Raw genomic sequence first — 15314 nt, 5'->3', positions numbered from 1 at the left:
ATCGATTGCGATCGCGATAGAACTGTGTCCGCAGTAACGAGGAGGCGTTAAGCGGTGTCCTTGCCGCGTGTGAACTCGGCAGCGTGGAGTTGCACGAATTCGCGCATGCCAATCGGGGCCCTGCCGGTGAGCTCGAATAGATCGTCGGTCATGCGGTCGTATCTGCCCTGCGTGTGGAGTTCGGCCATCACGCCGAGGTGATCGACGAGATGCGCCGGTACGCCCGCTTCCCGCAGCGTGTTGGTCCACGCAGATAGCGGCACGTCGCGGTAACGGATCGTCCGGCCCAGTGCGTCGGAAAAGGCACGAGCGTAGTGCTCAAGATCAGCCGACTCGGATCCGGTCAGGTTGTAGATACGGCCGATTTGCGGCGCCGGGTCGTCGAGAACGACGGATACGGCACGCGCCACGTCGACGGCCGAGATCGGCGAGGTGCGGCTAGCGCCTAACGGCAACACCAACTCGTCGCGATCGCGCACACCTGCATCGGCAAGGCGCAGAAAGAAACCTTCGAGAAAAACTGTGGGCCGCATCGTAACAACCGGCAACCCGGACCATGCCAATACCTGCTCGGCGAGCCAGTGCAATTTGTGCTGAGGGCTGTTGGTGCTCTGCGTGATGCTCATTTCCGTCACCGTCATCTGCGACATGTTCACAAGGGCTTCGATCCCATGATGGCGCGCCACGGCGGCGACGTTGACTGCGGCTTCCAGATAGTTCGCCGAGATCGACATGCCAAAATAAACGCGCGCACAGCCCTCGATTGCACGATGCATCGAGGCGAGATCGGTCAAATCGCCCAGCATGACCTCGGCGCCGAGCCGACGTAGATCTTCAGCGCGCTCATCTTCCCGGCGAACCAGAGCGCGTACTTTGTGCCCCTTGGCGAGGAGCATTTCCGTGACTTTGTGCCCGATGCCACCGATCGCGCCGGCGGCTCCGGTAACCAGAATCGGGCGATCCTTTGCAGTCTTAATGTTCATACCTTTTTCCTCTTCGTAAATACTAGACGGTTTACGCATATGCACGCTTAAGGACCGACCACGTCCCGTCGGTGAAGTTATTCAGGTCAGCTTTTCCACGCTCGCTGATGATCGCCTTGCAGGAATTGGATCATCGAAATGAGGGGCCGTAAATTTCTTGTCAGCGTCGTGCGGTCGTGACAATTGCGGCGCCCAAGGTCTGATCGGCTGAGTTGTCCAAATTCAACGATGAGTACAAGCAGATTGAATTGAGACGCGTTGATTCCGAACGGACGTACCGCTTCGTCGTAGATCGCGGTCAAGACCCTGGAAATCTGCCGTGTGCGCGTCAGCAGACAATTCCGCGCGATCTCGCGACTCACGGTACTGCCCGCTTTGTGTTGAACGTCTAACGACATGTTCGGCTCATGTTGCATACGCTATATATTGAAGGTCAAATTTCAGACTGCGAATGATCTGTACGATTCAAGCGCGAGCAATGGGACAACCGCCTTACCGATCGGACTCACTGCTCAATGAGCGTATTTGAACGCGTCGACGTATGCCGCATGTGTCCAGGATAGGTGGCTTTTGTCAGTAGATGTGTCAGAGCAGCGGCTAAATACGTTGCGTTACAAAACGAAACCGCGGCGGTGAACACGACGTATCCGTTGCTATCGGGAGGCTGCACGGATGGAGGCGACGCGTCAGCAGGGCTTCCGGTTTAGCGATCTGGCAGCATCGCTTGCTGTCAGCGAACGCACGCTTAATCGCCGTTTTAAGGAAGCCGTCGGGCTAGCGCCACTCACGTAGCCGCAAAATCTGCGCATCGAAGTCGCGAAACGCTCGCCGGAAACGCGGCCGATTGGGCTCGAGGCGGTGAGCCAACGTGTCGGTTATGGCGATATCAGCACATTTCGGCAATTGTTCAAGCGCAAGACCGGGTTGTCGCCGAGTGCCCGACCTAATCGCACACCCGACATTTCGCCGATGCGGCGGTGCATTTCACCAGCATTGATTCAGATCAAATCATTTATGTGCACCGGGATGAATATGGGTAATCTCGCACCGCCGGAGCGGTCACGGCTGAGCGGTTTGCTCGACCACCGCGCTACGGCGCAACCACCCCGCGAAGATGCTCCGTCAGCGCGCGATTGCCGCCGATCTGGCGTAGGACTTGCTTGCCCCAGTATCCGCACGACCCCAGCAAACGACCGGGGCTGACTCGCAGGAGGAGACAATGCGCGATGAGGTCTGTCACGCTGTAACATCAATGGCGGCTCGTGAGCCTGGCTGGCTTACGCCGTCGATTCAGAAATCTCACGAACGCTCCGAAACCTTTGGCTTGAGCGCCTCGACGCGACCGGACTATGACGTGTTGCCGACCGCGGAACTCGCGCTGAAACTGGAGCAAAGCCGTGTCCTCTGCGCGCATGCCACGCCGGTGATGGAATCGCTGCATGAGCAGATCGTCAACACGCAGAGCATGATCGTGCTGACCGACTCGCAAGGGCTGATCCTTCATTCGATCGGCGACGATGATTTTCTACGGCGCGCAGAGAAAGTCGCCCTGCGCCCTGGCGCGAACTGGGCTGAAGACCGGCAAGGTACAAACGCTATCGGCACGGCGCTCGCCGAGCAATGCCCGACAGTCGTGCATGGTGAGCAGCACTATCTGGCCGCCAATCGCTTTCTGACCTGCTCCAGCGTGCCAATCCTCGATCCGTACGGCGATCTGATCGGCGTGCTCGATGTCACTGGCGACCATCGCAGCTATCACCAGCACACCATGGCGCTAGCGAAAATGTCCGTGCAGATGATCGAAAACCATCTGTTTACCAATACCTTTCGAGAAACGTTGCAAATTGCCTTCCACGGTCGCCCTGAATTTCTCGGCACCTTGATGGAGGGCATCGCCGCATTCACCTGCGATGGCCGCTTCCTGTCCGCCAATCGCAGTGCACAATTCCAGTTTGGCCTGCCGCTGGCCAGCCTGCGCGCGCATACCCTGTCGTCGCTTTTCGGCCTCACCAGCGCGCAACTGATCGATAGCCTGCGAGTCAGCCGGGACCGGTATCTGTCGTTGAACCTGAACAACGGCGCGGTGGTCTGCGCGCACGTCGAGTTCCGGCGCGCCACATACGCCGATGACAGCCGGCCGCCGCAGGAGCGACGCGAGCGACCTACGGCACACCGCGTGGAGCCGCCATCACCGGCCGTGGGGGCGCTGTCGAAACTCAGCTATCTGGACACTGGCGACCCGCAGATCACGGCCGTCATCGCCAAAGTCCGCAAAGTGATCGGCAAGGACATTCCGATCCTGATTACCGGAGAGACGGGGACCGGCAAGGAACTCCTGGCTCAGGCAATCCATAACGACTCTCCGCGACGCTCAGGTGCGTTCGTCGCGGTCAACTGCGCGTCGATCCCGGAAACGCTGATCGAATCGGAGTTGTTCGGTTATGAGGAAGGCGCGTTCACCGGCGCGCGGCGCAAAGGCGCCAGCGGCAAACTGCTGCAGGCCAATGGCGGCACGCTGTTTCTCGACGAAATCGGCGACATGCCCTATCCGTTGCAAGTGCGGCTGCTGCGCGTGTTGCAGGAGCGCCTCGTCAATCCGCTTGGCTCGTCGAAATCGATACCGGTCGATATCGCCATCATTTGCGCGACACACCGCGACCTGCGCGACATGATCGCCCAGAACCGCTTTCGCGAGGACCTGTATTACCGGCTGAACGGCATGGTGGTCAAATTGCCGCCGCTGCGCGAGCGGACGGATCTGTCCGCCGTCATCGACAAGATGCTGCAATGCGCGTCGTCCGAAAGCGCGGACGGACAGCGCCTGAGCGTCGCCCCGGACGTGATGGCATTGTTCGGGCAGTGCGCGTGGCCGGGCAATTTTCGCCAACTCGGCAATCTCCTGCGCACAGCCGCCGTCATGGTCGATGCGGACGGCGAGATCCGCCGCGAGCATTTGCCCGATGACTTCTTCGACGGCTTGCGGACCATTGCCGCAGCGCGTGCAAGTACCGTCGACACGTTGCAGCTCCCAAGCGGACGCCTGGAGGATGTCGCCGCCAGCGTCATCGCCCAGGCCGTCGCGCAGCATGGCGGCAACGTGTCGGCCGCCGCCCGCGCGCTCGGGGTCTCGCGCAACACGATCTATCGCAAGTTACCGGCGCAAGGCGCAGGCGACGTCGAAGACGCGATATGACGCGGTGGTGTCACAAGTGTTCCAATTTGCAACAGCGGTGTACTCGAATTGAACAGCTCGTTGCGGATCTCACCCGCCTCGATAGTTTTATTTTGCGCAGCAAGCACTGCATTCATTCCCAATAACGCATCCATTCGGGATGCAAAACATGTGATGCGCCCGGCAATTCCGGCAAGCCAAAATTTATAAGTCCGGCACAGACTTTGCATTCGATGGATACGACCGCTTACTCAATGCGGTTTCTCAATCACATGACTTGCTCAAGGAGACAACCATGCAATGGACTACCCCCGCTTATTCCGATCTGCGTTTCGGTTTTGAAGTCACGATGTACATCGCCAATCGCTGAAGCAAGCATGAAGCGCCGCACGCCTCTCGCATGAGAGAGCGTGCGTGACGGCGCCCGGAGCATGGCTCATGAAGATCAAGATTCTTGGTTCAGGTGCGGGCGGCGGACTGCCGCAATGGAACTGCAACTGTGCGAACTGCAACCGGGCCCGTTACCAGACTGGCGACGTCTTGCCACGTACCCAGTCTTCGATTGCAGTGAGCGAGAACGGCATAGACTGGATTCTGATCAACGCGTCGCCGGACCTGCTTGCCCAGTTGCGCGCGAATCCGGACCTGCAGCCCGGCCGCTCGATCCGCGATAGCGCCATCGCCGCCGTAGTCCTGATCGATGCCCAGATCGATCACGTCACCGGTCTACTGATGCTGCGCGAACGCACCGCGCCTCTTCCGTTGTATGCGAGCGCTGCGGTTTTCGACGATCTCTCCACCGGGTTGCCTCTCGTTCCGCTGCTCGAACACTACTGCGGTGTCGAGCGTCACGAGATTACGCTCGATCAAACGTTCATGGTCGCCCCTGCGCAAGGCATTCGCTTCACGGCGTTGCCGATTGAGAGCAAGGCGCCGCCCTATTCTCCCCGGCGCGCGCAAGCCGCCCCCGGAGACAACATCGCATTGCTGATCGAAGACCTCGCTAGCGGCGCACGCGTCTTCTATGCGCCAGGTCTCGCGAGTGCACCGGAACCTGTGCTCGACGCGATGCGCTCCGCACAACTCGTTCTGGTTGACGGCACGTTCTGGTCCGCCACGGAAATGATCGACCTTGGGCTGTCCACCCGCCTCGCGGCCGACATGGGCCACCTTGCGCAGTGCGGCCACCGTGGCCTGCCAGGGATGGTTCAACTGCTCGATGCGCTGCCTGATGCGACACGCAAGGTGCTGATTCACATCAACAACACCAATCCGATTCTCGACCCGCACTCCGCCGAACACGCCGTGATACGCGCACGCGGTATTGAAGTGGCACGCGACGGGATGCAATTCCAGGTATAGCCATGAACGCCCCCCTGCCCACCGCCGTTGCTCACGCCGCACCCTGGTCGCCGGCCGAATTCGAAGCCCGCCTGCGCGCGCTCGGCGCTCACTATCATATTCATCATCCGTTCAATCTGCGGATGAATAGTGGCCGATGCTCGCCGCGGCAGATTCGCGGTTGGGTCGCCAACCGCTTCTATTACCAGATCAACATCCCACTCAAAGATGCCGCGATCCTGTCCAATTGTGAGGACCGGCAGACGCGCCGTCTGTGGATCGAACGGCTGCACGATCACGATGGCTACGGCGACAAGCCCGGCGGCATTGAAGCATGGGCACACCTCGCCGACGCGGTCGGCATCGATCGCAACGCGTTATGGTCACTCGAACACGTGCTGCCTGGCGTGCGCTTCGCCGTCGACGCCTACGTGAATTTCGCGCGGCGCTCGCCGTGGCAGGAAGCGGTCTGCTCTTCGCTCACGGAGATGTTCGCGCCACAGATCCATCGCGACAGGCTGGCCGGATGGCCTGACCTGTACCCATGGATCGATGCGCAAGGTCTTCAGTACTTTCGCAGCCGCATTCCACTTGCCCAGCGCGACGTCGAGCACGGACTCGACGTCACGCTCAATCATTTCAAAACACCGGACGCGCAACAGCGCGCCCTCGATATCCTGCGCTTCAAGCTCGACATTCTGTGGTCGATGCTCGATGCGATCGAAAAGGCTTACCCGGTATGAACGCCCCGCTCCCCGACTACCACGCCAGCTTGCGACCACATCTGCGCACGATGTTCCGCCTGCAATGGGAAGACGTTCAGGATGCCTACGTCTTGCTCTATCCAGAAGGCATGGTCAAGCTCAATCCGAGTGCCGGCGAAATTCTCGCGCGCTGTGACGGAACCCGGGAACTGGACGACATCATCGACGAACTGGAAGACCTCTTCAACGCGTCGAACCTTGCCGCCGACGTGTACCGCTTCATCGATCATGCGCGGCAACGCGGCTGGCTGGATTGACATGACCACGACGACCGACACGCCGGGCACGCGCCCGTCCCCGCCACTTTGGCTGCTGGCGGAGCTCACATACCGCTGCCCACTTCACTGCGCGTTCTGCTACAACCCCATCGACTTCGCCAGTCATGGCGCCGAACTCGACACGCAGACCTGGCGCGACGTGATCACACAGGCGCGCCGCTTGGGAGCCGCGCAAATTGGCTTCTCGGGCGGCGAACCTCTGGTGCGTGACGACCTCGAAACGCTGGTCGGGCACGCTCGTGGACTCGGCTTCTACACAAATCTGATTACCTCGGGTGTCGGACTAAACGGGCAGCGCATCGCTGCCCTAAAAGAGGCAGGTCTCGATCATATCCAGCTCTCGTTTCAGGACTCGACGCGTGAGCTGAACGATTTCGTCTCCAGCGCGAAGACCTTCGAACTGAAACAGCGTGTTGCGCGTCTTATCAAGGCGCACGGCTACCCGATGGTGCTCAATTGCGTGCTGCATCGCTATAATCTGCCGCATGTCGGGCAGATTATCGACATGGCGCTGGAGATGGGTGCGGACTACCTCGAACTGGCGAACACGCAGTACTACGGCTGGGCGATGCTCAACCGTGAGCAACTGATGCCGACCGCTGAACAATTGCAGGAAGCCGAGGCCACCGTTAATCAATACAGGGAACGGCTCGGCGATCGATGCCGCATCCTGTTCGTGATCCCCGACTACTTCGAAGCACGCCCGAAGGCCTGTATGAACGGCTGGGGCTCGGTATTTCTCGGCATCGCGCCGGACGGCACCGCACTGCCATGCCACGCGGCACGCTCGTTGCCGGGTTTGGACCTGCCCCGCGTGCAGGACGCTTCGCTGGCGGACATCTGGTCCCACAGCCATGCGTTCAATGCGTTTCGCGGCGAAGGCTGGATGCGCGAACCATGCCGGAGTTGTGACGAGCGCGAGACCGATCACGGAGGCTGCCGCTGTCAGGCGTACCTGTTGACTGGAGACGCCGCAGCCGCCGACCCGGTCTGCGCAAAATCCGCGCATCACGGGCAAATCGAACAGGTCGTGACGCTGGCGCGGCGGCCGGCGCGTGACGCTGAAGCACAACCGCTGATTTTCCGCAGTACGGATAATTCGTTGCGTTTGGGATGATTCCGGATGAGATTGCGGTTTCGCGAAAGCCCGGTGATTCTCCGTATTTCACGGAAATCGCCGGGCTTTTTTATGGCATCGATCAAGGCCGTTATAGCGGTCGAACTATCGCGAAGTGCCCGCGTTGAGCGGAGTCTTCGACGCCTTGGCATTGTCGTCCGTCAGCTTCGTAGTGCCCGCGCTATAGCCGTTCGAATTCAGCAGGAACGCCATGATGTCGGCATATTCCTGCGGTTTCATCTTGCCGGGGCGATCCGCAGGCATATTGTTGGCCATGTATCCGTACACACCGCCGATCGTCAGCTTCGCATTTGCCGCCGGTGCAAAGGCCGGACCGCGTAATGCGGGCGCATTCAAACCTTGCAGATTGGGCCCGTGGCATTTCGCGCACGCACTCGAATACAGAGCTTTACCGTGCGCCACCTGCGCGCGGTCGAAGCCGGGGACATCGGCTGCCGCGCTCGCATCGACCTTGATGAAACGCCTCTTCTGCGAGCCGTGGTCGGCCGCCGACATCAAGCGCCACACCGCATCGTTACGGCCAGGGCCATCACGATAGGCAAACGTGGCCACGGATGATCCGGCCGCCTGTGCTGCCTCCGGGAGCATCCATTTGCGGGTCAAGGCCGCCAGCCGGCCGTCGGAAGCCATCTTCGCCAGCGCGGCGTCGATGCGCGGCTGCAACGCCGCGCCGTTCTTCCCGAACGCGAATACCAGTTGCCAGTCGGCATACGGCGAGACAGTATTCGCAATCCGGAAGTGCTGTTCCGGGTGCGCGATCGCATAAGCAACAACCGCCGGGTACCAGACGATCGCGCGCTGCGCATGACCGCTTGCCACTGCATGGACCGTGAGTGCCGCCGTGTTCTCCAGGTCGAGCGTGACGTTGGGTTGCTGCACGGCGATCAATTGCGCCGGGCTCGCATATGTTGCCGCAACGACTTCCGCGCTGCCGGCCTGCGTAGACGATTCGCGCGTCGTGACGCTGACGTAGCCAGAGTGCAAATAACCGCGCGAGAAGGTCAGCTTACTGCCTGAACCATCGGCGACGGTCGAACGCGGAAAGCCGGCGATCACGTCGCATTTGCGCGCAAGCGCCTTGTTGAGTTCCTTCAGCGAAACGCCGTCGTCGTCACTACTGTCGAATCCTCCGGGGGCAAGCGACAGCGCAATCCCCGCAGTGCGAAGTGCTTCGCGCGCCACCGCCTCGTCCAGCGCCATTGATGGACTGCCAGGAAACGTGCAAACGCGCACGCCCGTACCCGCGCTGGCGAGTCCCGGTGTGAGAGCGCCGGTGGCCAACAGAATACCGGCAAAAGCGAACCAGTTAAGTCGAGTCTTCATGATCTTGCTTCCGGAAAGAGCCTGGCGGCCACGGCTGAACGGCCGCGCCCATTTCGGCCCGGCCAAAGTGTCGCGGCAGCCACGTGAACATCAGCCGTGGTTGAGCGCAAACACGTATAGCGTGCCGCCGCGCGGGACCTTCTCTGCGGCTTTCGCCATCGGCCCACCCCAGATCGGGTTTGCGCCGCCGTAACCGGCGAGAATGGCGACGTACTCCTGACCGTTGACCTCGAACACCGACGGTTGAGCCACGATTCCGCTCGCGAGTTTCGGGCTTTGCCACAGCACCTTGCCGGTCGTCACATCGAACGCATACAGGTGGCCGTCGAGCGAGCCGCTAAAGGCGAGCCCTCCTGCGGTGGTCGCTACGCCGCCGTTCCACGGCAGCTTGCTCCAGTGACTCCAGAGTTTCTTGCCGGTATCGACATCGATCGCCTGCAGTTCGCCATAACCCTTGCTGCCCGGTTCCGGTTTGATTTCGAACCCTTCGCCGAGATACGGCAACCCTTCCATATAGTTCACCGATTTTCCGGACAGCGACATGCACGCATGCAACGCCGGCACGATAGCGATATGTTTGTCCGGGTCGTATGAGACCGACCACCAGTTCTTGCCGCCGAGGAAGCTCGGGCAGGTTTCGATCGTCGTGCCGGCCTTGGGATATTTCGACGCGTCCTGGATCGGCGCGCCCTCTGGCGTATAGCCAGTCACCGAGGTTGCCGTAACGAAAGGTTTCGCGTAGATCAGCTTGCCGGTGCCACGGTCGATCGCGTGGAAGAAGCCATTGCGGTCCGCATGGATGATGGCGTCGTACTCCTTGTTCTCGTACTTGATCGTGGCAAGCACCGGTGTATTGACGCCGTCGTAATCCCACGTGTCATGCTTCGTGTACTGGTAATGCCATTTGAGGTTGCCGGTTTTCGGATCGAGCGCGAGCAGCGAGTCGGAGTACAGGTTGTCGCCCGGCCGTAGATCGGCGAGCCACGGGCCCGGGTTGCCGACGCCCCAGTAAAGCGTTTTCGATGCGGCGTCATACGTACCTGTCAGCCAGGCCGGTGCGCCGCCATGCTCCTGCATGCCGTTCGGCCACGTATCGGCGCCCTTTTCGCCGGCCGCCGGCACCGTAAAGCGCTTCCACAGTACGTTTCCGTCATTGGGATTCAAGGCCGCGATAAAACCACGCGCACCGTATTCGCCGCCTGCGCTACCCACCACAAGCGCGCCGTCGAGCGCGAGCGGCGCCAGCGAGAACGCGTAACCCAGACCCGGCTCGAACATTTGCTTGCGCCAGACAAGCGCACCGGTCTGCGCGTCCAGCGCAACAACGTCGCCGCTCAGCATTGCGACATAGACGTTCTTGCCATACAGCGCCACACCCCGGTTGATCACGTCGCAACACGCAGTCTTGAACGATTCAGAGCCGAGCTTGGGCTCGAACTTCCAGAGTTGCTTGCCGGTTACAGCATCAAAAGCATAGACGTTGTCTTTCGGCGTGGTCACGAACAGGTAGCGGCCATTGACGATCGGCGTGGCCTCGAATCCCTGTTGCAGATCCGCCGGAAACTTGTAGCTCCACACCTGCTTGAGTTTCTTGACGTTGGTTGGGTCGAGTTGCTTGAGCGGTGAATGCGCCTGGCCGTTATAGGTGCGGTAATACGTGAGCCAGCCGGGATCGCTTTGCGCGGCGGTCAAACGCTCATAGGTGACGGCTGGATAGTCGTCCGCAGCTGCGGCCGACGCGAATACCAGACTGACGGCCGCGGCTACGCTCATTGCAAGCGAAGTGGACCGCTTCGCCAAAGCTAAACGTGCTTTCATCCTTGTCTCCTGTTGAATTGTCGACGCGAGGCCATGCGGCGGCGCCATCGTTCAGTGATCGCAGACTGCCTGCGAACCGTTCAAGGCAAATCGCGTGCCATTCGCCGCAGCGCGGCTGCGAGCAACGATGGCTCTCGAAGAGCACGCGGGGCTTCGCAGCGAAGCGGCCGTCATGGCACAGCGCCGGTGTTGCACGCTGGCGCAGTCACCCGGCAATGTGTTGCTAAAAATGACACTTGCCATACCGGTAGATCGAACGACGCACAGGGCCACTCCACGCGTTGACATGTATACGCCGCGGCCAGCGTCTCGTTGCCCGCACGCCTATCGCGATGGAGATGAGGGTCAATGGCACGCTTCTCGCTGAATGCCACGCACGATGAAGAGCGTCAGGACGGCGGACACGCGGAGCCAACGCAGGCTTTCCCCATCGACACCAGCCACACAATCAACCGGAGGAGTCAGGTATGAATCACGCAGATATGCAGTTTCTCGACGTCGAATTTCCGTACGCGCGGCAATACGCCAATTTCATCGGCGGCCAATGGATTGCGCCGGTACGCGGCGAATACTTCGACAACTTGTCACCCATCACCGGTGAACCCTTTACGTCGGTCCCCCGCTCAACAGAAGAAGATATCGAACTCGCCCTCGATGCCGCCCATCGCGCCCGCAAAGCCTGGGCCGATACCTCGCCGGCCGTGCGCGCGACGATCCTGAACCGTATTGCCGACCGCATGGAGCAGAACCTCTCGCGCATTGCGTTCGCCGAATCGATCGACAACGGCAAGCCGATCCGCGAAACGCTCGCCGCTGACATCCCGCTCGCGATCGACCACTTTCGCTATTTCGCCGGTTGCATTCGCGCACAGGAAGGCGCGCTCTCCGAGATCGATGCCGATACCGTGGCTTATCATTTCCACGAGCCGCTTGGTGTGGTCGGGCAGATCATTCCGTGGAATTTTCCGATCTTGATGGCCGTGTGGAAGATCGCACCCGCGCTCGCCGCGGGGAACTGCATCGTGCTCAAGCCTGCTGAGCAAACTCCAGCGTCGATCCTCGTGCTGATGGAGTTGATCCAGGACCTGCTGCCGCCAGGTGTGCTTAACGTGGTCAACGGATTTGGCCTGGAAGCCGGCAAGCCGCTCGCTTCGAGCAAGCGCATCGCGAAGATTGCTTTCACGGGTGAGACATCCACAGGCCGCCTGATCATGCAGTATGCGAGCCAGAACATCATTCCCGTGACGCTCGAACTCGGTGGCAAGAGCCCGAACATTTTCTTCGCCGACGTGATGGATCGCGACGACGGCTACTTCGACAAGGCGCTCGAAGGTTTCGCGATGTTCGCGCTGAATCAGGGTGAAGTCTGCACGTGCCCGTCGCGTGTACTGATCGATGAGAAGATCTATGACCGCTTCATGGAGCGCGCCCTGAAACGCGTCGCCGCAATCAAGCAGGGACATCCGCTCGACACGAAGACAATGATCGGCGCCCAGGCCTCCGAGGAACAGCTCGAAAAAATCCTCTCATATGTCGATCTCGGCAAGCAGGAAGGCGCTGACTGTCTGATCGGCGGCGAACGCAATGCGCTCGGCGGCGAACTGAGCAAAGGCTACTACGTGAAGCCGACGGTGTTCCGTGGCCACAACAAAATGCGTATCTTCCAGGAAGAAATCTTCGGGCCCGTAGTGTCGGTGACGACATTCAAAAACGAAGAAGAAGCGCTCGAAATCGCCAACGATACGCTGTACGGTCTCGGCGCGGGTGTATGGACTCGCGACGGTGCGCGTGCCTATCGCTTCGGCCGGGAAATCCAGGCCGGCCGCGTGTGGACGAATTGCTATCACGCCTATCCGGCGCATGCGGCATTCGGCGGATACAAACAGTCCGGCATCGGCCGCGAGACGCACAAAATGATGCTCGACCACTATCAGCAGACCAAGAATCTGCTCGTGAGCTATAGCGAGCAGCCGCTGGGTTTCTTCTAATCCACTACGTACGGATCTGGAGCGGTGTGAGGCACGTTACGCACGTTACTCGACACCTGCGTCACCAAGCTTGTCTAATGGAAAAAGCACCGCACTCTTTACCTGTGCGTAATCGCGCGATCCGGAATATGTCGAGCAGCGACTTCGCGCATGCTGCGAAGTCGCTGCTCGAGGGTCACGAGTGTTGCTTTAGTTGGCGGACGCGATGGCTATCGCGTTTCTGCATTTAGACGGCGAGTGTCTTGTCGCCAACCAGTTTGCTACCTGCCGCGTCGAGCTTGCTCTGCAGTTCGGCCTTACGCTTCGCCATTTTTTCGCCGAGTGCGCGGAGATCACAAGGGGTCTTGCGCAGTTCCAGAAAGAGTTCCTCTTCTTCTTCCTCGACATGATGACCCACCATCTCGCTCATTACTTTGAAGGTCGCATCGAAGCCCTTGTCGCCGGCCTTCATGGTTTCAAATTTGGCGATCAAGGTCTTGACGAGGAAATGTTCGACATACGCTTCCTCGACGTCTATCGCGTCGCTGTCAGGTAATGCTTCCTGTGCGGCCGGATAGAGCAGTTCCTCTTCGAGCATCGTATGAATGGAAAGCTCTTCGCAGGCACGCTGCGCCAGTGCCGACTTCGCCTCAAGATCGTCGTCGGCCGCTTTCTCGAATGCGGTGAAAAGTTTTTCCACTGCGCGATGCTGGGCCTCGAGAAAAGCCAGTGCGTCGGGCGCGCCCGAGCCCGTTTCCGGTTTGTCCTGTTTGGTGGTTTGCATGTCGATCTCCTCGGCCATAGGGTTGACTGCAACGCGGCTGGTTGCAGCGATTGAGCACCATGTACCGCAACCCGCATGCCTGGACGCTGTCAGGCCTCAGGGCGGCTTGGAAAACGACATTACCAACGACCGGTCAGGCGCCGAGCGAGCGAGGCGCAACGTCTCGAAGGCTATACCCGACGTCGTTGAGCAACTCATCGGAAGTCTTGTCTGATACGAGAAGCGGATCGCGACTGGTCCATTTTCCGTCGCTGCGCGCTCGACATAGGCGCTCAACCGCCGCCGCGCTTCGACAGTGTCGTTGCCACAAAAGTGCAGTGCACGGTCGAGAAGAATCAGATCCGTGGTGTCGTAAAACAGCGGCACATAAAACACGCGCCTGTGCCGCTACACCCACAGCAATCCGAGAATAGCGTTGAAGCAGTAAAAAGAAGACTACGAAAGCACTCCTACTTCTCCACAACGCCCAATAACGCCTGTTTGCCACCGACGTATTTGTACAGCGAGATCACACCATGCCGCAGATCGCCTCTCGAATCGAACTGCGTTTCGCCGAGCACGCCGTGGTAGTCGGTCGCCGGCATCGCGGCGAGAATCTTCGCGGAGTCCGTTGACTGCGCGCGCTTCATCGCTGCAACGATCACGCCGACCGCGTCGTACGCAAACGGAGAATTCAAGACCGGCGCATAGCCGAAACGCTTCTTGTAGCGTTCGACAAACGCCGGACCTTCGGCCATCTTGAGCAGCGGCGCGCCGGCAATCGAGCAGATCACGTTATCGGCGGCGTCGCCCGCGAGCTTCGCGAGGTCGTCGGCACACAAGCCGTCGCCGGCGAGCACTTTGATCGTGATGCCGAGCTGCTTCGCCTGCTTCGCGAACGGACCGCCGGTGCCGTCGAGGCCACCGTACATGATCGCGTCCGGCTTCTCGCCCTTGATCTTCGTGAGAATCGCGCGGAAATCGACGGCCTTGTCTGTGCTCGCGTCGTGCGACAACACCGTGATGCCATTCGCCTTCGCCTGCTTTTCGAACTCGACCGCGAGACCCTGGCCGTAGGCGGTCGAATCGTCGACGATCGCCACCGTCTTCACCTTCAACGTTTTTGCGGCGTAATCGGCGAGGGTTGGTCCCTGTTGTGCGTCGGTGGCGACCACGCGATACGCAGTCTTGAATCCCTGCAATGTATACGCCGGGTTGGTCGCGGACGGCGACACCTGTACGACACCGGCATCGTTATAGATCTTCGACGCAGGGATGGTCGAACCGGATTGCATATGCCCGACTACCGCGACCACTTTGTCGTCCACCAGTTTCTGCGCAACCTGGGTCGCCTGACGCGGATCGCCCGCATCGTCCTGCGCGTCGAACACCAGCGTCACCTTCTGTCCGCCGATCACGAGCCCCTTCTGGTTGATTTCCTCGATCGCCAGGCGCGCGCCGTTTTCCGTGTCCTTGCCCAGATACGAAGCCGGCCCGGTCACGGGCGCGACTTCGCCGATTTTCACCATCTCGTCGGCACGGGCGACGCCCACGACAGCCGCCGCCAATGTACCCAGAATGCCGACAGTCGCCATGCCGCGACCCAAGGCTGTGCTTTTGCTCATGCTTCACCCGAATAATAGTGATGGTTGGGGCACGCGACTGCATGCGGCCGATCTTCCTGCCTTCGTCGGATCCCCCGGGCCTCGCGGCGCGGCGTCGTTCGTCAGCGGTTCCAAATTTATGCAGCCAGAAAGCGGCGGCATT

At 60.3% G+C, this 15314-nt stretch carries 14 protein-coding genes; 8 read left to right on the top strand and 6 right to left on the bottom strand.

The window, feature by feature from the left end; all coding sequences use genetic code 11:
- Window positions 1–47: 47 nt before the first annotated feature.
- Together B0G75_RS03045 and B0G75_RS03040 are read right to left on the bottom strand one after the other, a co-directional pair.
- Window positions 48–1022, bottom strand: coding sequence for an NAD(P)H-binding protein (locus B0G75_RS03045; RefSeq protein ID WP_258194238.1), 975 nt, complete (start codon window positions 1020–1022; stop codon window positions 48–50).
- 47 nt (window positions 1023–1069) lie between these two features.
- Window positions 1070–1381, bottom strand: coding sequence for a hypothetical protein (locus B0G75_RS03040; protein WP_258194208.1), 312 nt, complete (start codon window positions 1379–1381; stop codon window positions 1070–1072).
- A gap of 403 nt (window positions 1382–1784) precedes the next feature.
- On the opposite strand from B0G75_RS03040, the gene B0G75_RS41135 reads away from it, so the two are divergent.
- The 7 genes from B0G75_RS41135 (at window position 1785) to pqqE (ending at window position 7655) form a co-directional block, all read left to right on the top strand.
- Window positions 1785–2186, top strand: a complete 402-nt coding sequence (locus B0G75_RS41135) for an AraC family transcriptional regulator (RefSeq protein ID WP_308705701.1) — start codon at window positions 1785–1787, stop codon at window positions 2184–2186.
- Window positions 2187–2202: 16 nt separating this feature from the next.
- Window positions 2203–4176: a sigma-54-dependent Fis family transcriptional regulator gene (locus tag B0G75_RS03030; protein WP_106300495.1), complete on the top strand. Its 1974-nt coding sequence runs from the start codon at window positions 2203–2205 to the stop codon at window positions 4174–4176.
- 274 nt (window positions 4177–4450) lie between these two features.
- Complete coding sequence (gene pqqA / locus B0G75_RS03025) at window positions 4451–4525, top strand: pyrroloquinoline quinone precursor peptide PqqA (protein ID WP_106301818.1); 75 nt, start codon at window positions 4451–4453, stop codon at window positions 4523–4525.
- 68 nt (window positions 4526–4593) lie between these two features.
- Window positions 4594–5517, top strand: coding sequence for a pyrroloquinoline quinone biosynthesis protein PqqB (pqqB, locus tag B0G75_RS03020; RefSeq protein WP_106300493.1), 924 nt, complete (start codon window positions 4594–4596; stop codon window positions 5515–5517).
- Window positions 5518–5519: 2 nt separating this feature from the next.
- Window positions 5520–6239, top strand: coding sequence for a pyrroloquinoline-quinone synthase PqqC (pqqC, locus tag B0G75_RS03015; RefSeq protein WP_106300491.1), 720 nt, complete (start codon window positions 5520–5522; stop codon window positions 6237–6239).
- Entirely contained in the window at window positions 6236–6517 is a 282-nt protein-coding gene (gene pqqD / locus B0G75_RS03010) for a pyrroloquinoline quinone biosynthesis peptide chaperone PqqD (protein ID WP_106300489.1), read from the top strand. Before pqqC ends, pqqD begins: the two co-directional genes overlap by 4 nt.
- Window position 6518: 1 nt before the next feature.
- Window positions 6519–7655, top strand: a complete 1137-nt coding sequence (gene pqqE, locus B0G75_RS03005; RefSeq protein WP_258194207.1) for a pyrroloquinoline quinone biosynthesis protein PqqE — start codon at window positions 6519–6521, stop codon at window positions 7653–7655.
- Window positions 7656–7760: 105 nt separating this feature from the next.
- On the opposite strand, the gene B0G75_RS03000 is transcribed toward pqqE, so the two are convergent.
- Both B0G75_RS03000 and B0G75_RS02995 read right to left on the bottom strand, forming a co-directional pair.
- Complete coding sequence (locus B0G75_RS03000; RefSeq protein WP_106300485.1) at window positions 7761–8999, bottom strand: c-type cytochrome; 1239 nt, start codon at window positions 8997–8999, stop codon at window positions 7761–7763.
- Window positions 9000–9089: 90 nt separating this feature from the next.
- Window positions 9090–10817 carry a methanol/ethanol family PQQ-dependent dehydrogenase gene (locus tag B0G75_RS02995; RefSeq protein ID WP_106300483.1) on the bottom strand — a complete coding sequence of 576 codons (1728 nt, stop codon included), beginning with the start codon at window positions 10815–10817 and terminating at the stop codon, window positions 9090–9092.
- Window positions 10818–11284: 467 nt separating this feature from the next.
- On the opposite strand from B0G75_RS02995, the gene adh reads away from it, so the two are divergent.
- Window positions 11285–12805, top strand: a complete 1521-nt coding sequence (gene adh, locus B0G75_RS02990) for an aldehyde dehydrogenase (RefSeq protein WP_106300481.1) — start codon at window positions 11285–11287, stop codon at window positions 12803–12805.
- Between the two features lie 226 nt (window positions 12806–13031).
- Here the strand turns inward: adh and B0G75_RS02985 are convergent, their stop codons facing one another.
- Window positions 13032–13568 (bottom strand): hemerythrin domain-containing protein, encoded by a 537-nt coding sequence (locus B0G75_RS02985; RefSeq protein WP_106301815.1) that lies wholly within the window; start codon window positions 13566–13568, stop codon window positions 13032–13034.
- Window positions 13569–14017: 449 nt separating this feature from the next.
- Window positions 14018–15142: a branched-chain amino acid ABC transporter substrate-binding protein gene (locus tag B0G75_RS02975; protein ID WP_106300477.1), complete on the bottom strand. Its 1125-nt coding sequence runs from the start codon at window positions 15140–15142 to the stop codon at window positions 14018–14020.
- Window positions 15143–15314 lie beyond the last annotated feature (172 nt).

Source organism: Paraburkholderia sp. BL18I3N2 (assembly GCF_003001875.1).
GTDB classification, from domain to species: domain Bacteria; phylum Pseudomonadota; class Gammaproteobacteria; order Burkholderiales; family Burkholderiaceae; genus Paraburkholderia; species Paraburkholderia phytofirmans.
This window is presented reverse-complemented; position numbering and strand designations above follow the sequence as displayed.